This is a genomic window from Synechococcus sp. CS-1333 (assembly GCF_025128015.1).
GTDB lineage: Bacteria > Cyanobacteriota > Cyanobacteriia > PCC-6307 > Cyanobiaceae > MW101C3.
In genome coordinates, this window is sequence record NZ_JAHLYO010000034.1 from 149,793 (window position 1) to 173,342 (window position 23,550).

Annotated in this window: 27 protein-coding genes; 14 read left to right on the forward strand and 13 right to left on the reverse strand. The window is 63.9% G+C overall.

Translation table 11 applies throughout. The annotated features are described in order from the left end of the window. The first annotated feature begins 27 nt into the window (after positions 1-27). From KQ303_RS14445 to KQ303_RS14455, 3 genes are read left to right on the forward strand one after another with little or no spacing between them, the layout of a single operon-like run. The gene (locus KQ303_RS14445) at positions 28-1,203 is read left to right on the forward strand and encodes a trypsin-like peptidase domain-containing protein (protein WP_259730806.1); all 1,176 of its coding nucleotides are present in this window, start codon (positions 28-30) and stop codon (positions 1,201-1,203) included. Then, positions 1,200-1,841, forward strand: a complete 642-nt coding sequence (locus KQ303_RS14450) for a TIGR04282 family arsenosugar biosynthesis glycosyltransferase (protein ID WP_259730807.1) — start codon at positions 1,200-1,202, stop codon at positions 1,839-1,841. The genes KQ303_RS14445 and KQ303_RS14450 overlap by 4 nt, the downstream gene beginning before the upstream one ends. Then, on the forward strand, positions 1,829-2,539 hold the full coding sequence (locus KQ303_RS14455; RefSeq protein ID WP_259730808.1) for a TIGR04283 family arsenosugar biosynthesis glycosyltransferase: 711 nt from the start codon (positions 1,829-1,831) through the stop codon (positions 2,537-2,539). Before KQ303_RS14450 ends, KQ303_RS14455 begins: the two co-directional genes overlap by 13 nt. Positions 2,540-2,561: 22 nt before the next feature. On the opposite strand, the gene KQ303_RS14460 is transcribed toward KQ303_RS14455, so the two are convergent. Further along, positions 2,562-3,050, reverse strand: a complete 489-nt coding sequence (locus KQ303_RS14460) for a GNAT family N-acetyltransferase (protein WP_259730809.1) — start codon at positions 3,048-3,050, stop codon at positions 2,562-2,564. 86 nt (positions 3,051-3,136) lie between these two features. On the opposite strand from KQ303_RS14460, the gene KQ303_RS14465 reads away from it, so the two are divergent. Continuing rightward, the gene (locus KQ303_RS14465; RefSeq protein ID WP_259730810.1) at positions 3,137-3,916 is read left to right on the forward strand and encodes an alpha/beta fold hydrolase; all 780 of its coding nucleotides are present in this window, start codon (positions 3,137-3,139) and stop codon (positions 3,914-3,916) included. Here the strand turns inward: KQ303_RS14465 and KQ303_RS14470 are convergent. Together KQ303_RS14470 and hisG are read right to left on the reverse strand one after the other, a co-directional pair. After that, entirely contained in the window at positions 3,889-5,688 is a 1,800-nt protein-coding gene (locus KQ303_RS14470) for an ABC transporter ATP-binding protein (protein ID WP_259730811.1), read from the reverse strand. The genes KQ303_RS14465 and KQ303_RS14470 overlap by 28 nt on opposite strands. Further along, positions 5,688-6,332, reverse strand: coding sequence for an ATP phosphoribosyltransferase (gene hisG, locus KQ303_RS14475; protein WP_255101223.1), 645 nt, complete (start codon positions 6,330-6,332; stop codon positions 5,688-5,690). Before hisG ends, KQ303_RS14470 begins: the two co-directional genes overlap by 1 nt. Positions 6,333-6,361: 29 nt before the next feature. On the opposite strand from hisG, the gene gloB reads away from it, so the two are divergent. After that, positions 6,362-7,192 carry a hydroxyacylglutathione hydrolase gene (gene gloB / locus KQ303_RS14480; protein WP_259730812.1) on the forward strand — a complete coding sequence of 277 codons (831 nt, stop codon included), beginning with the start codon at positions 6,362-6,364 and terminating at the stop codon, positions 7,190-7,192. 13 nt (positions 7,193-7,205) lie between these two features. Here gloB and KQ303_RS14485 read toward each other — a convergent pair whose 3' ends face one another. After that, a complete protein-coding gene (locus tag KQ303_RS14485) occupies positions 7,206-8,312 on the reverse strand; it encodes an ABC transporter ATP-binding protein (RefSeq protein WP_259730813.1) in 1,107 nt (368 codons plus the stop codon). A 141-nt stretch (positions 8,313-8,453) separates the two neighbouring features. Here KQ303_RS14485 and KQ303_RS14490 point away from each other — a divergent pair, with 141 nt between their 5' ends. Together KQ303_RS14490 and KQ303_RS14495 are read left to right on the forward strand one after the other, a co-directional pair. Further along, positions 8,454-8,855, forward strand: a complete 402-nt coding sequence (locus tag KQ303_RS14490; protein ID WP_259730814.1) for a Rid family detoxifying hydrolase — start codon at positions 8,454-8,456, stop codon at positions 8,853-8,855. A 105-nt stretch (positions 8,856-8,960) separates the two neighbouring features. Next, the gene (locus KQ303_RS14495; protein WP_094513287.1) at positions 8,961-9,227 is read left to right on the forward strand and encodes a hypothetical protein; all 267 of its coding nucleotides are present in this window, start codon (positions 8,961-8,963) and stop codon (positions 9,225-9,227) included. A 213-nt stretch (positions 9,228-9,440) separates the two neighbouring features. Here the strand turns inward: KQ303_RS14495 and arsJ are convergent, their stop codons facing one another. After that, positions 9,441-10,694 (reverse strand): organoarsenical effux MFS transporter ArsJ, encoded by a 1,254-nt coding sequence (gene arsJ / locus KQ303_RS14500; protein WP_259730815.1) that lies wholly within the window; start codon positions 10,692-10,694, stop codon positions 9,441-9,443. Further along, positions 10,691-11,773 (reverse strand): ArsJ-associated glyceraldehyde-3-phosphate dehydrogenase, encoded by a 1,083-nt coding sequence (locus KQ303_RS14505; protein ID WP_259730816.1) that lies wholly within the window; start codon positions 11,771-11,773, stop codon positions 10,691-10,693. Before KQ303_RS14505 ends, arsJ begins: the two co-directional genes overlap by 4 nt. A 298-nt stretch (positions 11,774-12,071) precedes the next feature. On the opposite strand from KQ303_RS14505, the gene KQ303_RS14510 reads away from it, so the two are divergent. From KQ303_RS14510 to KQ303_RS14530, 5 genes are all read left to right on the forward strand, one after another. After that, positions 12,072-12,845 (forward strand): EAL domain-containing protein, encoded by a 774-nt coding sequence (locus KQ303_RS14510; RefSeq protein ID WP_259730817.1) that lies wholly within the window; start codon positions 12,072-12,074, stop codon positions 12,843-12,845. Continuing rightward, a complete protein-coding gene (locus KQ303_RS14515; RefSeq protein WP_259730818.1) occupies positions 12,815-13,720 on the forward strand; it encodes a sensor domain-containing diguanylate cyclase in 906 nt (301 codons plus the stop codon). Before KQ303_RS14510 ends, KQ303_RS14515 begins: the two co-directional genes overlap by 31 nt. A 463-nt stretch (positions 13,721-14,183) precedes the next feature. Next, positions 14,184-14,888 carry a DUF4336 domain-containing protein gene (locus KQ303_RS14520; RefSeq protein ID WP_259730819.1) on the forward strand — a complete coding sequence of 235 codons (705 nt, stop codon included), beginning with the start codon at positions 14,184-14,186 and terminating at the stop codon, positions 14,886-14,888. Between the two features lie 165 nt (positions 14,889-15,053). Next, entirely contained in the window at positions 15,054-15,374 is a 321-nt protein-coding gene (locus KQ303_RS14525; protein WP_259730820.1) for a helix-turn-helix transcriptional regulator, read from the forward strand. A 209-nt stretch (positions 15,375-15,583) separates the two neighbouring features. Next, positions 15,584-15,991 (forward strand): hypothetical protein, encoded by a 408-nt coding sequence (locus KQ303_RS14530; protein WP_259730821.1) that lies wholly within the window; start codon positions 15,584-15,586, stop codon positions 15,989-15,991. A gap of 404 nt (positions 15,992-16,395) precedes the next feature. Here the strand turns inward: KQ303_RS14530 and KQ303_RS14535 are convergent, their stop codons facing one another. The 4 genes from KQ303_RS14535 to KQ303_RS14550 form a co-directional block, all read right to left on the reverse strand. Beyond that, complete coding sequence (locus KQ303_RS14535; RefSeq protein WP_259730822.1) at positions 16,396-16,917, reverse strand: LysE family translocator; 522 nt, start codon at positions 16,915-16,917, stop codon at positions 16,396-16,398. Between the two features lie 303 nt (positions 16,918-17,220). Next, entirely contained in the window at positions 17,221-18,138 is a 918-nt protein-coding gene (locus KQ303_RS14540) for an SMP-30/gluconolactonase/LRE family protein (RefSeq protein ID WP_259730823.1), read from the reverse strand. A gap of 149 nt (positions 18,139-18,287) precedes the next feature. Further along, positions 18,288-18,746 (reverse strand): GNAT family N-acetyltransferase, encoded by a 459-nt coding sequence (locus KQ303_RS14545; RefSeq protein ID WP_259730824.1) that lies wholly within the window; start codon positions 18,744-18,746, stop codon positions 18,288-18,290. 406 nt (positions 18,747-19,152) lie between these two features. Beyond that, positions 19,153-19,524 (reverse strand): AbrB family transcriptional regulator, encoded by a 372-nt coding sequence (locus tag KQ303_RS14550; protein WP_259730825.1) that lies wholly within the window; start codon positions 19,522-19,524, stop codon positions 19,153-19,155. 332 nt (positions 19,525-19,856) lie between these two features. On the opposite strand from KQ303_RS14550, the gene KQ303_RS14555 reads away from it, so the two are divergent. Both KQ303_RS14555 and KQ303_RS14560 read left to right on the forward strand, forming a co-directional pair. Beyond that, on the forward strand, positions 19,857-20,075 hold the full coding sequence (locus KQ303_RS14555) for a hypothetical protein (protein ID WP_259730826.1): 219 nt from the start codon (positions 19,857-19,859) through the stop codon (positions 20,073-20,075). Positions 20,076-20,539: 464 nt separating this feature from the next. Beyond that, a complete protein-coding gene (locus KQ303_RS14560; RefSeq protein ID WP_259730827.1) occupies positions 20,540-21,271 on the forward strand; it encodes a response regulator transcription factor in 732 nt (243 codons plus the stop codon). A gap of 39 nt (positions 21,272-21,310) precedes the next feature. Here the strand turns inward: KQ303_RS14560 and KQ303_RS14565 are convergent, their stop codons facing one another. From KQ303_RS14565 to KQ303_RS14575, 3 genes are all read right to left on the reverse strand, one after another. Beyond that, the gene (locus tag KQ303_RS14565) at positions 21,311-21,589 is read right to left on the reverse strand and encodes a hypothetical protein (protein ID WP_259730828.1); all 279 of its coding nucleotides are present in this window, start codon (positions 21,587-21,589) and stop codon (positions 21,311-21,313) included. Positions 21,590-22,125: 536 nt separating this feature from the next. Next, the gene (locus KQ303_RS14570; RefSeq protein ID WP_259730829.1) at positions 22,126-22,347 is read right to left on the reverse strand and encodes a DUF1651 domain-containing protein; all 222 of its coding nucleotides are present in this window, start codon (positions 22,345-22,347) and stop codon (positions 22,126-22,128) included. A 95-nt stretch (positions 22,348-22,442) separates the two neighbouring features. Further along, positions 22,443-23,156 carry an HD domain-containing protein gene (locus KQ303_RS14575; protein ID WP_259730830.1) on the reverse strand — a complete coding sequence of 238 codons (714 nt, stop codon included), beginning with the start codon at positions 23,154-23,156 and terminating at the stop codon, positions 22,443-22,445. Positions 23,157-23,550 lie beyond the last annotated feature (394 nt).

Sequence of the window (23,550 nt, forward strand, 5' to 3'; positions counted from 1 at the left end):
CATCCTGACCTGGCTTGCCCGCCCACGATGTCCCCTGTCCGCCTCCCCCGTCCGCGCCGGTTTCCACGGGCTGGCCTCACTGCCGGACTGCTGGGAATCGCCATGAGCGGCTGCGCGGTGAGCCTGCCGGACCTGCCCGGCTTGCCCCAGCTGCCGCAGCTCCCCCGGAGCGACCGTGCTCCCGCACTGCCGAAGGTGAGCGATGCGCCGCCGGCAGGGCCGCTGCAGACCGGCAACAGCTTCATCGTCAATGCGGTCGAAAAGGTGGGTCCGGCCGTCGTGCGCATCGACACGGTCAAGCGGGTGGTCAACCCGCTGGGTGGCCTGTTCGGGCGTGGTCCGGCGATTCAGCAGCAGCAGGGGCAGGGCTCGGGCTTCATCACCCGCTCCGACGGGGTGATCATCACCAACGCCCACGTGGTGGAGGGGGCCAACGAGGTGTCGATCACGTTGCCAGACGGGCGCAGCTTCACCGGCAAGGTGCTTGGCAGTGATCCGCTCACCGACATCGCCGTGGTGAAGGTGGTGGCCCAGGGGCTGCCAGTGGCGCCGCTCGGGGATTCCGCCCGCGTGAGGCCCGGGGAGTGGGCGATCGCGATCGGCAACCCGCTGGGGCTCGACAACACCGTCACCGCAGGGATCATCAGCGCCATCCAGCGCACCAATGCCATCGGCGAAGGCCAACGGGTGCCCTACATCCAGACCGACGCGGCCGTGAACCCCGGCAACAGCGGGGGGCCGCTGATCAACGACCGGGGACAGGTGATCGGTGTGAACACCGCCATCCGCCAGGCGCCCGGTGCCGGCCTCAGCTTTGCGATCCCGGTCAACCTGGCCCGTCAGATCGCCGCCCAGATCCTGGAGAAGGGCCGGGCCTCGCACCCCTACATCGGTGTGCGCCTACAGGCGCTCACGCCCCAGCTGGCGCGCGAGATCAACGCCACCTCCTCTGAGTGCGAGCTGCCGGAAGTCCAGGGCGTGGTGGTGGTGGAGGTGCTGCCCCGCAGCCCCGCCGAGCAGGGGGGGCTCAAGCCCTGCGACCTGATCGAACAGGTGGACGACAAGGCCGTGCGCAGTCCTTCCGAGGTGCAGGTGGCGGTGGATCAGGTGCGGGTCGGCAGCGACATGACCATCAGGGTGCGCCGTGGCAGCCAGACCCTCACGCTCAACATGCGACCGGCGGAGCTCAAGACTCCTGGATGAGCGAGGCTGAGCCGGCTCCCTCACCCAGGGGGCAGCGTGTTCTGGTGGTGATGGCGCGCTGGCCCGCCCCGGGCCGCTGCAAGCGGCGCCTGGGGGCCAGCATCGGCGCCGTTTCGGCGGCCCGCATCCAGCGCCTACTCACCGCCCACACCCTCGTGGTGGCCGGGGCTCTGGCCGCTGCCGGCCGCTGCTCCACGCTGCTGGCCGTGGAGGGGCTGGGCAGGCGGGCGGCAGGGCGCTGGGGGCGCGGCGCAGGCCTTGAGGCAGTGGTGCTGCAGGGGAAGGGCAACCTGGGCGTGCGCATGGCCCGCCAGTTTCACCGCGCCTTTCGCGCCGGGGCCCACCGGGTGGTGCTGATCGGCACAGACCTGCCGCTGCTGGAGGGCGCGGATCTGGCCGCTGCTTTCGTGGCGCTGGAGCACAGCCCCCTGGTGCTGGGCCCCGCCACAGATGGCGGTTACTGGTTGATCGGCCTGCGCCGGCCCGAACCGGCGCTGTTCTGTGGCATCGACTGGGGCTCGTCGGCGGTACTGGATCAGACCCTGCATCTGGCCCGCCAATGCGGTCTGGAACCCACTCTGCTGACGCTGCGCAGCGACCTCGACCGCGTCGGCGACCTGGCGCCATGGCACAGCTGACGGCCGCCGCGCCACCGGGGGGGATCGCCGTGGTGATCCCCGTGCGCAATGAGGCGGCCCATCTGCCTCTGCTGCTGGCCGATCTGTCGCTGGCGCCACCGGGGCTGATCAGCGAACTGCTGGTGGTGGATGGAGGCAGCTCCGATGGCAGCGGCAGGCTGGCGCGGCTGGCCGGTGCGGCGCTGCGGCAGGTCGCCGGGGGCCGGGGAGCCCAGCTGGTGGCGGGAGTGGCCGCCACGGAAGCCCCCTGGCTGCTGCTGCTGCATGGCGATCTGCGTCTGCCGCCGCGCTGGTGGGAGTCAGTGCGGGCGGCGCTGGGGCAGGCCGAAGCCGCCTGGTACTTCCGTCTGCGGGTGCAGGAGCCGGGCCTGGCCCTGCGGCTGATGGAGGCGGCCGTGGAGCTGCGTAGCCGCTGGGCGTGCATGCCCTACGGCGACCAGGGGCTGCTGCTGCCGCGGCGCCTGCTGGAGCGGGTCGGTGGGCTGCGCCCTCTGCCCCTGATGGAGGACCTCGATCTGGTGCTGCGCCTGCGCCGGTGGGCGCCGGTCCGCTGCCTGGGACCTGTGGTGTGGGTGGAAGGCAGGCGCTGGCGGCGGCTGGGGGTGTGGCGCACCACCTGGCACAACGCGCGGCTCAGGCGTGCCTGGCGCCACGGCACCGAGGCCGGCGAGCTCGCCCGCCGCTATTACCAGCTTTGAGAGCGAGTGGTCGGGCGATGGTTCAGGGGGAATACCAGAAGGCGCAGCGCCGCTGACGCGGCTCCAGTTCCCAGCCCTGCGACTGGTAGAAGCCCACCACGTCGGGGTCGGCGAACAGGCTCACGCGCTCCACCTCCATGGTGCGCAGGCGATCGAGCACGTAGGCCATCAGCTGCCGCCCCAGCCCCGCTCCCTGATAGAGCGGGTGCACCGCCACATCCCACACCGTGGCTTCCAGCACGCCATCGCCGGTGCAGCGGGCGAAGCCCACCAGCCGCGGCACGCGTGGATCGTGACGCCATAGCCCAACGCGCAGCAGGCTGTGCTGCAGCGCCTTGCGCACCCGCCGCAGCGGCCGGCGGCTCCAGCCCACCGCATCACAGAGTTTTTCGAGCTCCACCAGATCGATCTCCCGGTCTTCGCTCAACACCAGCTGCAGCTGCGGATTGGGCGTGGGGCAGAGGCGGAATCCGACGCCGTAGAAGCTGGAGAGAAGGGGGTCGGAGTCCAATCCTGAGGGCCGAGGCAACGCAATGGGACGATCCTGCCCGATCGGCGGGGTTCCGTTGCAGGCTGGAGGCCTGCTTCGCCCCTGGATTGCCCCGTTCCGTTCCGGCTGACCAGGGCGTCGCCCCCCCTCCCGCCGCTGCCGGGGAAGAGCGGCCACTGCTGGTGTGCCTGCACGGCTGGCTGCTGGCCGGTCGCCTCTGGGACCCGCTGCGCCTGGCACTGAACGGGCGCCAGCGACTCTGGACCCCTGACCTGCCCGGCTTCGGTGGCACGCCCCGTCCCCGTTCCCTCCACCCCACCCTGGCCAGCTACGGCCGTTGGGTGGCCGACCAGTGCCTCAGCCTGGAAGAGCGGCGCGTGGTGCTGGTGGGCCACTCGCTCGGCGGCAGCATGGCGCTGCATGCGGCGCCGCTGTTGGGCGATCGGCTCCTGGGGGTGATTCAGATCGCGGCGGGGGGCGGGGTGTACCAGCCGCGCGCCTTCAGCCAGTTGCGCAATGGTGGTCGGCTGTTCCTGCAGTGGCGCCCCAGCTGGCTGGCGGAGCTGCCGGGCACCGGCGCCATCCGCAGCCCCCTGATCGCCGAGCAGCGGGCGGCCCGCAGCCTGCTGGCCTGCAGCACCAACCGCGGCGCCGTGCGCCAGCTGCCGGCGCTGGTGGCCGGCCTGCAGGTGCCGAGCCTCTGGATCGCTTGCAGCCGTGACCAGGTGATGGAGCCCCGCTACGTGCGCCATCTGGCGGGTTACTCCGATCGCCACGAGCTGGCCGAACTGCAGGGCTGCGGCCATCTGCCGATGCGCCAGTCGCCCCATCAGCTCGCAGAGGTGATCGAGAGTTGGGTTCAGAGCCTGGCCAGGCCACGCTCCTGAAGATCGGCCAGCTGGGCGTAGAGCCCACCGGCCTGGCGCAGTTCGCGGTGTGTGCCCTGCTCGATCAAGCGGCCGCGCCGCAGCACCAGGATCCTGTCGGCGGCCTCCACGGTGGCCAGGCGGTGGGCGATCACGATCGCGGTGCGGGTATGCAGCAGTTTGTCGAGGTCGCGTTGCAGGGTGGCTTCAGTGGAGGGATCCATGAAAGCGGTGGCCTCATCCATCACCAGCACGGATGGGTCGCGGATCGCCACCCTTGCCACCGCCAGCAGCTGCCGCTCGCCCGAGGACAGGTTGCCGCCCCGCTCGCGCAGTTCGGTGGCCAGCCCATCGGGGAGGCGCCGCAGCAGAGCATCGAGGCCGAGCTCACGGCAGATCCGCTGCAGCTCGTCGTCGGGGATCGCCGCATCGAGGCGCAGGTTGTCGGCCACGTTGCCGCTGAACAGGAAGGTGTCCTGCAGCACCACGCCGAGCCGTTGGCGCAGCGTGAGGCTGGGCAGCTCGCGGATGTCGATGCCATCGAGCAGGATCCGCCCCTGCTGCGGCTCGTAGAGCCGGCAGAGCAGGCGGATCACGGTGGTCTTGCCGGAGCCGGTGGGGCCCACCAGGGCCACATGCTCGCCAGGGGCGATGCGGAAGCTGAGGTCGGTCAGGATCGGATCGTCGGGCCGGTAGGCGAACGAGACGTTCTCGAAGATCACCTCGCCCTCGCTGGCCCGTTCGCGGCCGGAGCGGCGGGCGGCGGCGGTGCGTTGTTCGATGGCCAGATCGCTGATCTCGATCGGTTCCTCCAGCAGCTCACCGATGCGCTGCACGGCCGTGAGGCCGCCCTGGATCTGGGTGAAGCGCTCCGCCAGCTGACGCAGTGGATCGAACAGGCGCTGGGAGAACAGGATGAAGGTGGTGAGGGTGCCCAGGCCGATGGTGCCGTCGGTGACCATCCAGCCGCCCAGGGCCAGCACGAATGCCACGGCTGTGAGGGCCACCCATTCGATGAAGGCGGAGATCGAACTTTCGTAGAAGATCGTGCCGTCGACCGCCTTGCGGTAGGCGTTGGTGGTCACGCCGAAGCGGGCGCTGTTGACCGCCTCACGCCGGAACATCTGCACCACATCCAGCCCCTGCAGGTTTTCCTGCAGGTCGGCGTTGAGCTGGCTGAGCTCTTCGCGCACGCGGTAGTTGGCTTTGCGGTAGCGCCCCTGCAGCCAGAGGATCACCACCACCACCGGAATCTGGATCACCAGCAGCAGGGCGCCAAGCCGGAACTCGATCGAGAGCATGGTGACGGCGATCACCACCAGGGTCACCAGGTCGGCGAGCACACCGATGGCGCCGCTGCCGAACACTTCGGCCAGGGCGTCGACATCGCTGGTGAGGCGGGTGAGCAGCTTGCCCACCGCGGTGCGGTCGTGGAAGCGCAGCGACAGGGCCATCGCATGGCGAAACAGGTCGTCGCGGATGCGGGCGGTGAGGCGCTGCCCCACGGCCTGGACGCTGTAGCTCTGAACCCCCTGCAGCGCCAGGCGCACCAGCACCGCTGCCAGCAGGCACAGCACCAGGGTGCGCATCGCCTCCGACACGCTCTGGCCCACCAGCCAGGCGGCCCTGGGCTCGTTGCGAAGCACCGAAATCGCCTGGCCCACCAGCAGCGGCTGCACGGCCGCCGAGAAGGCGACGGGAATCAGCAGCAGCAGCGTGAGCAGCAGCCGGCGGCGGTCGCGGCCCAGGTAGGGAATCAGGTTGAGCAGCCGCTGACGGTCGCGGGCGGCCATCAGCGCGCCTCCAGACGGGCCGCCGCCACCCGGTCGATGATCGTCTGCAGCTGGCCCTGATCCAGTCGCAGGGCCAGGGGATGGCCGATCAGCCGGGCAGTGCTGTGGAACAGGTCCTCAATGGCCACCAGCCCGTTGTCGCGCAGGGTGCGGCCGGTGGCCACCAGATCCACGATCGCCTCAGACATGCCGGTGATCGGTCCCAGCTCCACTGACCCGGTGAGGTGAATGAGCTCCACCGGCAGGTCGAGCTGGTTGAAGAAGGTTTCGGCGCAGCGCACGAACTTGCTGGCCACGCGGCAGTGGGCCGGCAGATCGGCGGCCCGGCGGTAGCCGCTGCTCGCCTTCACCGCCACGGCCATGCGGCAGCCACCGAAACCAAGGTCGACCAGGGGGGCCACCGGCAGCTGGTGCTCCCGCAGCACGTCCTCGCCGACGATGCCGAGCTGGGCCTGGCCGTAGGCCACGTAGACAGGCACATCAGCGTTGCGCACCAGCAGGGCGCGGGCGGTACCGCACGGGCTGGGCACCATCAACTGGCGGTTGTCGCTGTCGAGCAGGGCGGAGAAATCAAGACCGGCCGCGGCGAGGCAGCGCACCGAATCCTTCAGCAGGGCCCCTTTGGCCAGAGCAACGGTGATCATGGGCGTGCTCCGCAACCTGGACTTTACCGATGCAGACCTCCCGCAGCGAGCCGCCGGCCGTGGCAGCAACGGGAGGGCGGCCACCGGCGCTGGCCGTGTCGCTGATCCCGGTGCTGAACGACAACTACGTGTTCGTGCTGCACGACCCCTTGGTGCCAGGGGCGGAACCCGGCCGGGCGGTGGTGGTGGATCCTGCCGTGGCGCCGCCGGTGCGCGCCTGGCTGGAGGCCCACCGGCTGGAGCTGGTGGCCGTGCTGCAGACCCACCACCACTCCGATCACATCGGTGGCACCGCCGGCCTGCTGGAGCGCTGGCCAGCCGCTGCGGTGATCGCCGCCGCCGCCGACCGCGACCGCATTCCGCTCCAGACCCTCTCGGTGCGTGGCGGTGACAGCCTGACCCTGCTGGGCCGGGCCGTGGAGGTGCTGGAGGTGCCGGGGCACACCCGCGCCCATCTGGCCTATGTGCTGCCCGAGGTGCCGGGCGGGCACGGGGAGCTGTTCTGCGGCGACACCCTGTTCGGCGCCGGCTGCGGGCGGCTGTTCGAGGGCTCGGCGGAGCAGATGCACCACTCGCTGCAGCAGCTTGCGCAGCTGCCGGACAGCACGCGCGTGTGGTGCGCTCACGAGTACACCCGCGCCAACCTTCGCTGGGCTGCTGCGCTGGTGGCGGCAGAGCCAGAGGCTGCCGCGGGCGCGATCACGGCACGGTTGGCGGCCGTGGAGCTGGCCCGCAGCCAGGGGCAGGCCACCATCCCCAGCACGATTGCTCTGGAGCGTGCCACCAATTTGTTCCTGCGTGCCGGCAACGCCGCCACGCTCGCCGCGCTGCGTCGGCACAAGGACGGCTGGCAGGGCTGAGGCGTCAGGGGGCTCAGAGGCAGGGGAGCAGGGGCAGCCGCTGGGGAAAGAGCAGGGCCGGTTGCTGGGGCCGCAGGCCCAGGCGGCAACGTTCGGAGAGCTGGAAGGTGCGCTCCAGCGGCAGGCGCAGCCGCAGGCGGAACGGGGCCGCCTGCGGCTGTTCCAGCTCCACCTGCAGCAGCCATTCCCGCCCCAGAAACTCCCGACCCATCACCCAGGCAGTGCCAGCCGGATCGGGGGTCAGCTCCAGGGCATCGGGTTGCAGCAGCACCTCAGCCGGTGCCCCGTCCGGGCAGGGGGAGGCCGCCGCGCCGGAGAGGGGCGCGAAGGCCCCCAGTGGCGTGACCACCTGGCCGTTGCGCCACTGGGCCGGCAGCAGGTTGCGTTGCAGCACGAAGTGGCCCACGAAGGCGGTGGCGGGATGCTCCACCAGCTCCTGCGGCGCCGCGCACTGGTGCAGCCGCCCGTCCTTGAGTACCGCCACGCGGTCGCAGATCGCCAGCGCCTCCTCCGGGTCGTGGGTGACGATCAGGCCGCTGGCGCCGCAGCGGCTGAGCACGCCAGGCAGTTCGCTACGCAGCCGCAGCCGCACGTCCACATCCAGGTTGGAGAAGGGTTCATCGAGCAGCACCAGCTCCGGTGCGGGCGCCAGCGCCCGGGCCAGTGCCAGCCGTTGCCGCTGGCCGCCGGAGAGTTCGTGCGGGTAGCGCTGCTCCAGACCCGCCAGTCCCAGCAACTCCAGCAACCAGGCGGCCCGGCTGCGGTCCTGGCGCGGCCGCAGGCCGAAACAGGTGTTCTGCCAGGCATCGAGGTGGGGAAACAGGGCGTAGTCCTGAAAGACCATGCCCACCCCGCGCCGCTCCGGCGGCACCCAGACGGCCGGACCGGCCACCTGCCGGCCCTGCACTGCCACCTGCCCCCGCGACGGCCGTTCGAAGCCGGCGATCAGGCGCAAAAGTGTGGTCTTGCCGCAGCCGGAGGGACCAAGCAGGCCCACCAGTTCCCCCGGGCCCAGGTGCAGGTCGATCGCTTCCAGCGCCCAGTCGTTTGCCTCGCCAGGGGCGCCGCCGCGCCCGTAGCGGTGCCAGACACCATCGAGGCGCACCGGATCGGCCGGCATGGACTCAGCGGCTGCAGGTCGGTTCCCAGTGGCGGCGTTGGCAGCAGCTGCAGCGACAGCACGGGCAGCGGCCGCTGCGGAAACCCCGGTGGAGCTGGCGATAGGACACCCTTAAGCTCGTTTTTCCCATCTTCCAACGCCATGGGCGCCGGCCAGTCCATCGAGGCGATCCAGACTCCCGCCGCTCCTGAGCCGGTGGGCCCCTACAACCAGGCCGTGCTGGCGGGCGGCTGGCTGTTCTGCTCCGGCCAGATCGCCTTGGATCCCGTCAGCGGCGCGATGGTGGGCGACGGCGATGTGGAGGCCGAGACCCGCCAGGTGCTCAGCAACCTCGTGGCGGTGCTGCGGGCGGCAGGCAGCGGCCCGGACCAGGTGGTGCGCACCACGGTGTTTCTGGCCGACCTGGCCGATTTCGCCCGGGTGAACGCGATCTACGCCGAAACCTTCCAGGGGCCTGTGCCCCCCGCCCGCGCCTGCGTGGAAGTGGCGGCCCTGCCGCGGGGCGCGCGGGTGGAGATCGACTGCATCGCGTTGCTCGGTTGAGGCCTGGTGGGGCCACCGTCAGGTAACGAACACGACATCACGTAGTCGACGTGACAGTCAGCAGCTGGCACAGGACCGACACTGTTCCTCTGCGTTACGACGTTCATGGCGTTCTCCCCCTTTCGTCGCTCTGCCCCCGCCGCCGGTTCGCAGCGGCTGTATCGCCTGGTCGACCGCCAGTGCGCTCCTCACCCTGTGCTCGACGACCACTTCGAGTCGATGGATGCCGCCTGGGAAGCGGCCCTGAGCTGGTGGGAAGAGCAGGCCTGTGCAGTGGAGCAACCGATCGAGATCGGCATTGAGGTGAGCACACCCCGCGGCGACTGGCGAACCCTGCGCTACCCGGGCGGCTGGCCCGGACTGATGCACTGAAAGAGTCGATAGTCTTGGCGCGTTGGTTGTCAATAAGTGCTGGAGGATGAGCGGGTCAAGCCGTTCATCACGATCACTTCTCCCTTCCTCGTGTTCGGTGGCCCGTTCGCCACCGGCGCCTCGGCACCGACTTCACGCTGATCGGCACCATCGTGTCGCGCAAGCGGGCAATTGAACACTCGTACTGGCAGAACCGGCTGAGCAGCTGGAGCCTCAGGCGACTTCTAACTGCTGCCGCAGCGGCGGCGGCAGCCTGATCCCGGAGAGAAAGGCGAGTGCCACCAGCAGGCACGAGGCCCACAGGCAGGCCTGCAGGCCGCCCACCAGGAACAGGGCGCCCGAGAGCAACGTGCCCACCAGCCGGCCGGCCGCATTGGCCATGTAATAGAAGCCCACGTTGAGGCTCACCGATTCGGCATCGGTGTAGGCCAGCACCATGTAGCTGTGAATCGAGGAATTCATCGCGAACACGGCGCCGAAGGCGACCAGCCCCACCACCAGGGCCACGCTGGGATTGCCCACCTCGCGCCACAGGCTGATGGCGATCAGGGCGGGAATGGCGGTGAGCACGGCGCTCCAGAACTGCACCGCAGACACCCCTGGTGGGCCGCTTCTGCCCCAGCTGCGCCGCAGGGCCGGCACCGAGGCCTGAATGATCCCGTAGCCGATCACCCACAGGCCCATGAAGCCACCGGCCTCCCAGTATTTCCGGCCCAGCACCGATTGCAGAAACACCGGCAGGGCCACCACGAACCACACATCACGGGCACCGAACAGGAAGAAGCGGGCGGTTGAGAGCACATTGATGCCCTTTGATTTCGAGAACAGTGCGGTGATCGCCGGTTTCTGCTTCATGCGGCCGATCTCACCGGGCAGCACCAGGGTGAGCAGAAAGGCCAGGAACAGGCCGGCCGCCATCGCTCCCACGGCGGCGCTGAAGCCGATCGTGGCGAGCAGCACCCCACCGAGGAAGAAGCCCACCCCCTTGAGGGCGTTCTTGGAGCCGGTGAGGATCGCCACCCATTGGAACAGCTGGCTCTCGCCCCGGCTGTGGTCGTCAGGGGTTTCCGCCACCACGGTCTTGATGGCGCTTTTGGCGCTCATCTTGTTGAGGTCTTTGGCGATGCCGCTGATGGCCTGGGCCACCATCACGTAGGCCACGCTCCACCAGCGTGGCCAGTCGTCAGCCACCGGAATCAGCATCAGCAGGGCGCCCACCTGCAGCAATGTGCCGGCCCAGAGGGTGAGCCGCAGCCCGAAACGGGCCCCGAGCCAGCCGCCGTAGAGGTTGGTGACGATGCCGAAAAATTCGTAGAACAGGAACAGAAAGGCGATTTCCAGGGTGGTGTAACCCAGCTGGTGAAAGTGGAACACCACCAGCATGCGCAGCGCCCCGTCGGTGAGGGTGAAGGCCCAGTAGTTGGCCGTCACGATGCCGTATTGCTGCAGGGCAGTGAGCTGCTTCATGATTCGGAAAGCTCGCGGACCGCTGGCCCGACACTGGCTTCGAGCGCCGCCACGTGGCAGGCCAGATCGGCCATGCGGCAGCTGTAGCCCCACTCGTTGTCGTACCAGGCGAACACCTTGAGCTGGGTGCCGTTCACCACCATCGTGGAGAGAGCATCGATGATCGAGCTGCGGCTGTCGTTGAGGTAATCCACCGACACCAGCGGCCGCTCTTCGTAGCCCAGGATTCCCTGCAGTGGGCCGGCGGCGGCGGCGGCAAAGGCCCCATTCACCTCCTCCACACTCACCGCGCGCTCCAGTTCGAACACCGCATCGGTGATCGAGGCATTCGTGAGCGGCACCCGCACGGCGTGGCCGTTGAGCTTGCCCTGCAGTTCGGGAAAGATCAGACCAATTGCCTTGGCCGATCCGGTGGTGGTGGGGATCAGCGAGTTGCCGGCGGAGCGGGCGCGGCGCAGATCGGATTTGAAGGCATCGATCACCACCTGGGTGTTGGTGATGTTGTGCAGGGTGGTGATCGAGCCGTGGCGAATGCCGAAGCTTTCGTGCACCACCTTCACCACCGGCGCCAGGCAGTTGGTGGTGCAGGAGGCGGCGGTAAGCAGACGGTGGCGGCTGGGCTCATAGAGGTGATGGTTGATGCCGAACACCACGTTGAGGGCTTCTGCGCCGGCGACCATGCCTTTCACCGGGCAGGCCACGATCACCCGCCTGAGGCCCGGCACAGTGAAGAAGGGCTCAAGGGTGTCGGGGGTCTTGATCTTGCCGCTGCATTCGAGCACCAGGTCCACGCCGGCGTCGGCCCAGGGCACGGCGGTGGGATCCTTGTGACGGCTGTAGCTCACGGCATGATTGCCAATGCGGAAGCCGTCGGCTTCGGCCTGCACCGCCTGAGACCAGTGGCCGTGCACGGAATCGAATTCGAGCAGATGGGCGGCAGACGCAGCGTCACCGGCAGGATCGTTGACATGGACCAACGTGTAGCCCCCGGCGTCCGCGCTGCGGTGGGCCGGGCGTTCACAGAGCGCGCGGAACACAAGGCGGCCGATCCGGCCAAAGCCGTTGATGCCGATCTTCATCGCAAGGCGATCGCAAGCAAACCGACGTTAAATCAAGTTTGGTTGATGGATGCGTGTTGTGGGACACGCCGGGTGCCGTTGTGCCTGTCCGGCACTCCAGCGCCCCAGCTCCAGGCGGGAGCTTCGGTGTGATTGGATATGCCTTAATGGGCATCACTCAGCATGAGTGATAGTGGCATGGTGAGTGGGCTCTCGGAAGCAGCCCGCAGCCGGATTGCCGACTTCTGCCTGATCGCCGACCTCACAGGCACTGATCTGCATGTGTTCGCGTTGAGCAGCGGCCGCTTCGTGGCCTGCAATGACTCCGCACACACCCGGCTGGGATACAGCAGAGCCGAACTGCTCACTCTCCCCGGCCGCCATCACCCTGGCGCAAGGCCTGGGGATGGAGTGCATCGCTGAGGGGGTCGAGACAGAGGAGCAACGCCAGATCCTCGAGAACCTCGGCTGCAACCTTTACCAGGGCTACCTCTGCGGCCGCCCCCTGGAGCTGGACGCCTTTGAAACCCTGCTCCGTGATCGCCTCACCAGCCCAAAGAGCGGAGATGACACCGGCCGTTGGCAGAGCCAGGTGAGCCTGCAGCCCAACCGGCAGGGAAACAGCACATCCGTGCCCAGCACGTTTGAACAACTGGAACTGCTGCGTTCCGCCTTCGATCTGGCCGACGACTACTTCATGCTGCTGCAGGTGATCCAGGGGGACGAGGATTCGATCACCGACTTTCTGATCCTGGAGGCGAATCAATCGGCCTGCGCCACGATGCAGCAGGAACGGGAGGCCATCGTGGGCAAGACCCTACTGACCATCTTTCCGCAGATGGAGCAGAACGGCCTGCTGGAGATCCACATCGATGCCGCCTCCCGCAGCACCCCTACGTTCATCAACGATTTCGTCTACAAGGATGACACCCTCATCCAGGTCCACCGCTGCTACGACATACAGATCCTGCCCACACGCGGCTTTCTTGTGGTGAGCTGGCGCGACGTGACGGATCGCCTCAGGGCCGCACGCACCCTGGCGAATTCTGCAGGCCCTATCTCTTGCTCACCGACAACATCGTGGAGGTGGTGATGCTGCTCAATCAGCAGGAGGAGGTGGTGTGGGTGTCTCCTTCCCTGGAGCCGATGACGGGCTGGCGAGAAGACCAATGGAAGGGAAAGACCTTCTGCGAGCTGTTTGTGTCAGCCGAGGGTCGGCCAGAGCCCCTGCAGCTCGATGCCTGGCTAACGCCCCATGGCCCGATTCACCAGGGACGCCTGCGGCTGGCGGATCCCAAGGGAGGCTGGAGCTGGGTGGATCTGAGTGTGAGGCGCCTGCAGGAGGAGGGGCGGCGCAGCGGTGATTCCAGCGCCGCTCCCGAGGGATCGCCGGCTGCGCTGAATCTGCACGAGGGCTATGTGATCACCCTGCAGCCTGTGGATCAGAAGGTGATCGAAGAACAACGACTGCTGCAACGGGCCAACCACGATCCCCTCACCGGCCTTGACAGCCGCGACGCCATCCTCAGCCTGCTGGAGCAACGCCTGCTGGATGACAAGACCCTCAGGGCCCAGCCGCTGGCCCTGCTGTTCTGTGACTGTGATGGGTTCAAGGACATCAACGACAGCTACGGCCATGCCTGCGGCGATGTGGTGCTGCAGAGCGTGGCGCGGCGTATCCAGCAGGTGATCCGCCACCGTGACCATGCTGGCCGCATCGGTGGCGATGAGTTTCTGGTGATCCTTGATGGGATTCGGGCGTTGGAGCATGCGATCGCGGTGGCAGAGAAGCTGCAAGTGGCGATTTCCAGGCCGGTCCCCTGGGCGGATCAAAGCATCACCCCCTCCTTCTCCATCGGCGTGGCTCTGCACGGCGCCGGAGAGGATGCGGCCCTGTTCCTCAGGCGCGCCGACCGCAACATGTACGCCGCCAAAGCAGGCGGCCGCCACATGGTGGTGGCCCTCTGAGCCTGGTGCCAGCGAATCATGGCCATCAGGCAGGGCTCTTCGCTACGGCGGTCGCCATCGATGCAGTGGGTGCCCGCCGGCCCGGCAGTGAATGCTGGCGGCGAGGTGTGAGCTGCAGCCTGCTGAATCGAAGGCCTGGATTGAGTGTTGAGGGGAAAGAGAGGTGCCGAGAAGGGAGAGGAGTGCTGAGAAGCGACGAAGACTGCTGCGTAGCGCGAAGATTGCTGCGTAGAACGAGGATTGGAGTTCTGATTGGTGTGGCTGAGCAGTGAGTACCCCGTTGTGGGTTGTGTGTCTTTGTTCAGCGCTAGAGTGTAACTTTGTGCGGCGCATTGCTCAGTTTGCGCTGCGGAGTGAATGGTTTGTGTGCTGAAAGACCCAGGCGGAGCCCTTCTGAAGCTGGCTCCCCACCATCCGTTGTGCCCGATCATCCTTATTCTGCAGCATCTTTACTCACCCCTCCATGCTTCGCCTCGTGGCTACGGATCTCTGGGTGGCAGAACAGGCGCAGACGTATTTCGGCCTGAGCATCGGCACCAGGATGACGGTGATTCGCCTGCAGGACACCGGCAACCTGCTCGTTCTTTCTCCGATCGGGCCCACGGCGGAGCTCGTGGACGCACTGACCACACTTGGCCGCATCGACCATATCGTGGCGCCGAATTCCTTCCACCATCTGTATGCCAATGCGTTCAAGCTCTGCTTTCCGCAGGCCAGGTTATGGGGGACTGCCGCGCTCAAGGCCAAGTGCCCTGACCTGATGATTGATCAGCTGCTGACTGCTGAAGCGCCCTCCCCCTGGCCGGATCTGCTTCTGTGCCAGCTGCAGGGCCTGAACACGATGGGCCCCCTTGGCCCTGTGCCTCTCGATGAAATTGCGTTCTGCCACGTTCCCAGCCAGACCCTTCTCCTCACCGACAGCGCGTTCAACTTCGACGCCTCTTTTCCCTGGCTGACGCGGTTCACGACCCGCATCGCCGGCGGTTTCAACCGCCTGGAGCCCACAATCCTCGAACGCCTCGCCTCATCGGATCGGCGTAGGGTGCGTGCCTCGATCGATGCGGTGTTGGCGTGGGACTTTGATCGCGTGATCGTTGCCCATGGCGCCATCGTTGAAACCGGCGGCAAGCCCATGCTGGCAGCGGCGTATGCGGGGTTTCGGAGCTGATCGCTGTTCTCACCATTGGTTTGCCTTCTGTGGTGGCCGGCTCAATGGCGCTGGAGACGACGATGCGACCGTGCTGCTGGGGTGTTGCCTGAGAACAGCGCCGGTGCGCTGCACTGGGCCACAAATGCATCAACTAGAATTGATCAACTATGCAGGAATGGTCCCGTGAGCGTCGCCACCACGGGCCTGCCGACGGAGCAGGCGCGCCAACTGCTCAAAGCCCTCGCTGATCCGCTGCGTCTGCAGGTGATCGAGGCCCTCGGCCATGGCGAGCGTTGCGTCTGCGATCTCACCACGGATCTGGGCCTGGCGCAATCGAAGCTGTCGTTTCACCTCAAGGTGCTCAAGGAGGCCGGGTTGCTCGCTGATCGCCAGGAGGGTCGCTGGATCTACTACCGCCTGCGCAGCGAAGCCCTCGTGGCGCTCCAGCACTGGTTGGCGGACCTGTCTGCAGGCTGCGCCGCTCCCGCTCCCCCCTGCTGCTGATCCATGGGCATCTTCGAGCGGTGGCTGAGTGTGTGGGAGGCGTGCATCAACCTTGTGCATCGGCGCTGATCGATCGGTGAGCCGTCGCGTCAGGACCTGATCCACTGCTGAAGTCGTCCGCTCTCTGCTCGTCCAGGCCTTGATGGCGTGAGCGTCCTTTGGCCGTTCAGCTCGCCAGCTCCCTTGTCCTTCCCATCGCCCTTTCTTGCATGGCCCCGGAATCCAACGACCATGGCAGACGGGCCGCCGATGACGAGGCCGTCTTGGCCCAGCTGTCGTTGCTCGACCGCTTCCTGCCGCTCTGGATCCTGCTGGCGATGGGCGGCGGCCTGCTGCTGGGCCGCTTCTTTCCTGCCATCCAGGGTTGGCTCGATGCCGTGAGGATCGGCAACACCTCCCTGCCGATTGCTCTGGGGCTGCTGCTGATGATGTACCCGGTGCTGGCGAAGGTGCACTACGAGGAGTTGGGCAGGGCGGCGCGGGATCGCCGGCTGCTGAGGCTCTCCTTGGTTAGCGCAAAGACCGTAGATACATGCAGGGTTATGGCGATGAATCAACAGTCACACCAACCCAGCCAATTGGCTTCGGCAGTCGATGGGAGAAAGTCATCTTCTTGACGTGTTCTGATGTTCACACGATTGCCGTTCCTGGCGAACGTTGCCTGCAAGATCCAAGCTGGAACTGTGGCGGCAGGCTCTTCGATGCTGAGGAAGTCCCTTGAGGTCAATGCCGATGATCCGGGACTCCTGTAAGCATTGGCTTGTTCGGCTTGATTCAGTCAGTCATAATACAGTGAGACTGATTTCGGTTGATAAAGAACAGTGCAGCTGAACTCGATTCGGCTGACTGCAACAAGGCTGGAATCTCCTACTCGCTGATTGTAAATTCCTTTCAGGTTAACACAAGCAAAGGGAATCATTTCCCTTGAGTATCTCAAATCACCCTGGGAGGCCAGGTGGAGCGCTTTCGCGTCGAGCATCAACAGGATCGGCCATGCAAACAGCGCAACCTGAACCCCCTCTTAGGCTTTGAGGATCACGTAGGAACCGGCGCCGATCATCAATCTACCGGCAACCTTTCGGGTGATCCTCTGCATGCGACGTGACTGCAAACGTGCAACCAGCGTTCGCGCCGAATAGGCATAGATCAGCTTGACGCCACCGACGGCGACGATGGTGATCGTGGCAATCATGCCGATGCCAAATGAGGTCAGTAAGCGCAGGTTGAACAGAGTGGGGAAGAGGCTGGCATAGAACAGAATGGCCTTGAGGTCTCCTACGGTGAGGAATAAACTCGACAGGAAGCTGGAAGCAAGTGTTAAGGGCCGCTGGTCGACCGAATACGCCGCAGTGGGATCGTGACGGGTACGCAGCAAGCCAATGCCCGTCCAGATGAGGTAGCCACCGGGGAGGCAACGAACGAGGGAGAACAAACTTCCCATGCTCTCGGCAAGGCTGCTCATCCCGTAAATGGCCAAAGCCGCCAATGCGAGATCACCGAGGACAAATTCCACCGGCGACCGCAGCTCCGTTGAGGAATCCAAGGGTGGCTGAACGTGAGACAATCAACCCGACGCTGGCACTCGGAATGGCTGCCAAGGCCAGCATGACCGAGAAGAATATCAGGAAGGAGACCAGGTTCATAGCCACCAAGAGAATTGCCCCTCAGGTGAAAGACATTCACCCCAGATGCCCTGCAACACTTGAGCCGCGTCACATAGATCAGCCAAACCAACTTGAACTTTCGATCCACCCCGTTCGTTCACCCGTTGCAGGACATCAACGGTGACGGGCGGGTCATGATTCGGATTCTCAGCATCGTTAATGGCAGAAAACGTATCGAATTACTAAATCAATGAATGCCCTGCAATACCAACGTCTAGCTTCACCACTTTTCCGGATTCGATCCCGGTGGGGAGCGGAAGGGACATCCCCCCATTCGTTACAACATAGATGCTTGTGCGATCTCCGTCTCCCCGCCCAAACGCAAGTGCTGTACTTCCAGTCATTCCCTGTTCAGCCTCGGCAATGATGGTTAAATCTCGACTCGGTGTGATTTTGACCACGTTATTGTAGACATGAGTTGTGCCATACACATTGCCGTCTTGGTCAAAGGCAAAGTCATCCAGATTGACTGGGTGCAGGAAAATCTCCGGCTCGCCAGGCTGACCATCCAGTAAAATTGGGATTCGAAGAAGTTGCATCTTTTCAGTATTCGACGCATAGAGGAAACCACCATAAACTTTTAATCCATTCACCGCCGGAAAGTCCTTGTCGGAAGAGCTTCGAGCCAAGTCAGAATGCTCTAGCCAAACCCTTGCCGTGCTTTCAGCAATACTCACTTCCCAAATGCAACCTCGATAAGAATCTGCAATCAGACAGCGATCATCCCCAAGAGGAGTGAGACCATTCAAGAACATGGCATCTGGCAGTTTGACCAGCACTGTTGCTGCCCCTTGAGGCGAAATCGTATAGACAGTGGAAGTGTTCTGCTCATCCCACGCACTAAGCAACAAGTTGCCATTTGACACAAGTGCAAGCCCTGTGGCCTTGCCCGTGATGGCTGCATAAAGAATTGGGATGCCATCTGCTCCGATCCGAAACACCTTGCCATCTAAGTGGCTGGTAACAAATAGCGTACCGTCGGTATCAACAGCAATGCTCTCCAAAAATGTATTGATCGGGAAGTTAGCGATTTGACATGCTGGAACAAGGTCAACGGGTGATTGCGCGAAGATTGGCGGCAGTCCTGATGGGGTTGACATTGTGGCTTTCCTTCTGCCAAGTTTGTTTCAGGCTGAATCTACCACGTTCTTGTTTTAACGCAGTGTCTTTCACTGAGTCTAGATCATTGTCCAACGCCTGAGTTCACGCGCTGCCCAAAGCAGTCAAGTTGAGCCAAATGTCAGGCGGATCACGATTGAGCACTTGCCAAGCATAAACGCAGGGGGATCATAGTGGATACCTCGAATCCTTGCCGCTTGTAGAAACGCTGGGCTGACAGATTGGTTTGATCTGTGAGCAGCGTGATGCGCCTGCACCCACCTGCCTTGGCAATGACGATCGCCTCTTGCATGAGACTAGACCCGACACCGAGGTCACGAGCCGTATGGCCGACAACCATATCTTCAAGTAGCGCGACCCGCTCACCAAGTGCGGTTGATATTGTGAAAAGAAGGGTAACCATTCCAAGCACCTCAGAACCTTCCTTCGCAACCAAGACGATACCGACATCCGGGTGTGTGATGATTCGGAGAACGCCTCGACGCTGCGCCTCGGGATTTGGCTTGAACTCAGCCTCCTGTTGAAACAACATCGTCAAGAGCTCCGTCAGTGCTGGCACATCTGCTTCAGTGGCTACTTCTATATGCATGGACTTGTGCCTTGAGACGCCTAGCTTAACTTTCGACGATTCTACGCCTTCCTCGTGTCCCGGTCGTGTTCCACGTCATACCAGCTGCTGCATATACTCCAGGTCAATCGGTGTCCTTGCCACTGAAGCTGGTGTCGAAGCTGAGCTAGAGGTCGTAGTTGAATGTGGTGGGCCCACCTCCTCGCGTGTCGCGCTACTTAATGGGTTGTTGGCCCTGCGGCTCCCGGCTCAGCCAAGAACGAGGGATGAGAAAAAGATCCGAAGATGCAGAGGACAAAGAAGGCACCCAGTGCTACTACGGGATGAAAGTCCACATTGACAACGACAAGGGCCAAGACCTCAGCTCCAGTGAAGACTACCGCCACCTCAAGCCAGCAGCCCAGCCAATGCTCTTCAGGCATCTGGATCACTCGTCATCGCCAGATTCACCTAGAGGAATCAGCCGGATCTGCTTGCGTCCCAGCTTGATCTCAAACTCATCACCTGGTTGGAGGTCGAGAATCGCGGTGTAGGCCTTACCGATCATCAGATTACCGTTGAACTGCACCTTGGTCTGGTAGCTCAAGCTGCGGCCACCAGGCCCTTTACTTTTGCGGTCCCCTTCCCCAAGGCTGACGCCCTTGGCCTCCAGAACAGCCTCATAGAAAGCTGAGTAGTTCAACCGCTCACTGCCGTCCGTTGTCGTGAACACATAGCCGGCAGCTCGCACCAGATCGGACTTCGAGGCCTCAGGCAGCGCTTTAATGATGGCCAGCAGATCCGATCCGGTGAGGGCCATTGGCAAACGACGTCGACTAGGAAGAACTTAACAACCAACCCAAGAGCTGCCAAGAGACAGCTCAATGGATGGCCACCTTTCACGAGACCCTAGCTGAAAGAATAGGTCATGCCCCCTATGCCGGTCCGCGAGGTTCTCGGGAAGGGGAGAGGCCGTCGGGGAACGAAGGCTGAGTTCACAAAGTAGATTCCGCCTTCATCAATCAGAGCTCTTCGTGGTCCAAGTGTCGACCCCCACGCCATGACGATCCATGCTCAAGGCAATCGCTGTCCATGGCAAGGGATAGCCGACCTTGCCATGCTGAATTCAACGTCAAGGTGAAGGGTGCCGAGATGATCAAAATCACCATCGAAGTTACAGACGCAGAGCTGGTGGAAAGCCTTGACCTCAGCGGAGAGCGTGAGAAGGGGTCTGCTGTCCGCCACCTGGTGGAGAAGGCTCTGCAGCAGCACCGCACTGATCAGAACGCCCAACGTCTTAGCCGAGGGGAATGGGGGGTGGAGCTCAAGACCTATGAGGCCAACCGGGACCGCGAGAGTCATCGGGACTAAGAGTCCGACTCAGCTCCTGCCGATAGACACCCGCCCCCCGACCTGACTTCGACGGTGCAGGATGCCTCTGTCCCAGCCCTGTTGAAGCTGTTGATTCCTGTCTGCAGGCTGGATCACGAGACCAACCGGAGCGAATCAGTGCGCTTCAAGGAACAGCTCTCAGCTCAGCTGTACTGGACACTGCCGGCGTAAGAGCAACCATCCCTTGACGACGGCCGACGCAGCATCCACCAGCCGCGGAGGAAGAGCCCAATCACAGGCCAAGGCCCATCCCTCCCCATTGCTAACTATGGGGTCCCTGATCGGGCGAAACGGGGCTGTGGCAGAGAAGCCCTGACTACGCCAAACCCCTCATCATTCTCCACTGAGTTGATCAGGGGCGACAGTATGTGCCTATCAAGACATTCCAGTCTGATGATGATGGTGATCGCCAGGATGGGCCACGCTCTTCCGGCCCCATCCTGTTGCGCGTTCAGCCACTGATCCAACTCATCGACCACGAGCCTCAGGTGCTCGAGATGCTGGCCCCGGTCTTGGAGAAGGTGGGCTGGCACGTTCTCCATGCCGGTGACGGACACCAAGGCCAGGCCATGGCCATGCAGCACCAGCCCCATCTGATCGTGCTCGACCTGCTGCTGCCCAAGCTGGATGGCCTCTCGGTGCTGCAGCGCCTGCGGCGCGATCAGCGCACCGCGCGGGTGCCGGTGATGGTGCTTACAGCACTAGCCAGCAAGGAAGACAAGCTCAAGGCCTTCAACTGCGGCGCCGACGACTACGTCCTCAAACCCTTCGAGGTGGAGGAGGTGTTCGTGCGCATCCGGGCGCTGCTGCGTCACCAGCTGGAAGCGCCGCTGGCCTTGGTCACGTCAGAGATCCTGTCTTACGGGCCGCTCACGCTCCGTCCGGAACAGCTGGAGGTGCTCTGGTACGGACAGCGGGTCCGCCTCACCCGCAAGGAGTTTGAGCTGCTGCACTGCCTGCTGCAGCGCCATGGCCAGGCCGTGCCGTGGGGAGTGATTCTCCATGAGGTGTGGGGCTACGCCAACGACGACGACATTGAGTGCATCCGCACCCAGATCCGCCACATCAGAACCAAGATCGAACCGGAACCGCACCGTCCGCGTTTTCTCAAGACGATCTACGGCATGGGCTACTGCCTGGATCTTCCCCAGCAGCAGATGTTGGCACTGGCCTGAGGCCAGGCTCAGGGCGCTCCACTGCCAACAGGGCCTGGTTCAGAGAAAGCTGCCGTTGTGTGTGGGTGCTCCCTGAGGCGTGTAGGGGGTGAAGCGCACCTGGCTTCTGCCCACAGCGCTGGGCTGCAGCAGAGGGGCCTGAACAAGTGCGGGAGCTGGTGCCTGAAGGGGGAGCGGCGCCTGGTGGTGCAGCACTTCCTCCAACAGGAAGGCGCACAGGTTGGACATGGAGCGCCCTTCTTCTTCCGAGCGGTTCAGGAGTGTTTGAAACACCAGATAGCTGATGGTGATGGAGATGCGGTGTGGTTGACGTTGCATGATGCGAAAGCGCTCGCTTGTGGTGTGGGATGGACTCGTTGCTGCTTGACCTGAATGAGGAGTTGTGGAATTCATGACAGGTTGCGGGTTGTTGAATTGATGATCTATTTCGTGAAAACGCAGGAGGGTACTGCCGTTGACACGGAGACTGCTTGATTTCAACGTACGTAGATCGCGAGGTTGAAAGTGTCAGCGAAGGTTGCTGTCACGATGACAGTAGAGGTATCACAAGCCAGCTCTACCTATGAAGCGTTCAGCTCGGCGCTCAACCAACCCGTCACACAAAGCTGATCAGAATCTGTCTATTTCATAGGCTGCCTAAGCCGCCGAGTCCGCCTGAAAGGCGTCCATACCATCAGCATAGTGGTAGTAGACAGCTTGGTTTCCGTCGCGGGACAGCGCGCGAGACAGATAGACCCCTAAACCCAGGCCCGTACTGAAAAAATGAGCGGAAAGCACCTTTGGTAGTGCTTTGCATAAAAGTTCACCTGGTGAAGATTGAATGAGTTGGGTTTGCGCATGCTCCGCTCTCTCGTTCAGATCCACTGCAGCCGAGGAGGTCTGGGCAGATTCACCCACCAGAACATCAGGGTCTCAGCCCGGCTCAGCTCTCGGCGTGTTATGAGCAACGGGACCTCCTGATCCGGGAGTAACTCGCCGGCGGTGATCTCCAGCCGGTGGTAGTCCCGCTCCCAGCGGGTGGGCCGAAAGCGCAACACCTGCCGGCCGTCACTCAGCCACCCCTCCTGCGGGGTCAACGGAACCGGTTGGCTGGGCTTGGGGCTCACGCCGCGTCAGGCGCCCAGCCCAGTTGCCGCGCCTCGGAATGGTTCATGGGCGCGTAAAACAACATTCAAAAACTGCGGGTATCTGCGTGAATGTTCGACCGCTGAAGGTAGGTGGCCACCCAGTCCTTCGGATCCCGGCCTGCTGGCAAACGGGCCATCAGCATTGGGCAGGTCAGGATGGCGTGAACTGTGTCGCCCAGTCGCTGAACAGAGCGGCTGCCAGGCAGGCGCTTAAGGAGCTGGTCGTGCAGTCTCCAGAAGTACCAGAGCAAGCCATCGAATCCCGGAGAGAATTTGTTCCAGCCATCCAGATCTGAACCGGCATCGAGCAACTTGTCACGGGAGTTGTGGGCCTTGTCGGCTGAGGTTACGAGCAGGGAGGCTTCCGAAAGCTGCGCCAACGTCTCAATGAAGCGCTGTTTTCGCAGGATCCACGGTTCGGTAACCCCATGACCTGGAACTTTGCCGGGATCGGTACAATCGCGCACAATATCGGCCACCCTGACTCCGAACCGTTCCTGGATCGAGGCATGGGTTTGGCCCGCATCTTCAATGGTGTCATGGAGCAGGCCAGCAATGGCTTGGTCTTCAGTGCCGCCGTCTTCCCACACCAGAGCACTCACGCTGATCACGTGCGCGAGGAAGGGCACCTTCTTGCCGGGGCGCGATTGGTTCCGGTGCAACTCTTCAGCCCAGCCAAGGGCCTCGGTGTAGCGAGGGGATGTGTGCATGGCGTATGTCGTCGGGTCAGCGGAGTTCTCCCAATCGGAGAGCAGCAATCGAGCTAGGTGATGAACTTGGAGGTGACGCAGTCGTTCACTCCGTCTACCGTCACCGAGATGCCGAGGTGAGCACAGCACCCACTGGAGATCTGCAGCGCTGTCATAGCCTGCTCGTCACATCAGATACCTTCCTATCCTTCCTGGTCATCATGTGTACGAAGGGCAATTCGGCACGAACGTCGTGATGTGGGCCGGCTACAGCGAGGAAGGCTGACGCTGCCAGTGGGGCAGATGACACCACCGGAATTTGTGGTGGGTCTTCGTGCTGGACGGATTGTCACCAGTGCCCATCTGCGATCCCCATGACAGCGCGGAAGGCAACGTACCCTCTGTGCCAATCAAGCGAGCGACTGGATCTCCTTTGGAGCCTGTTGATCATCGACCAATAGGC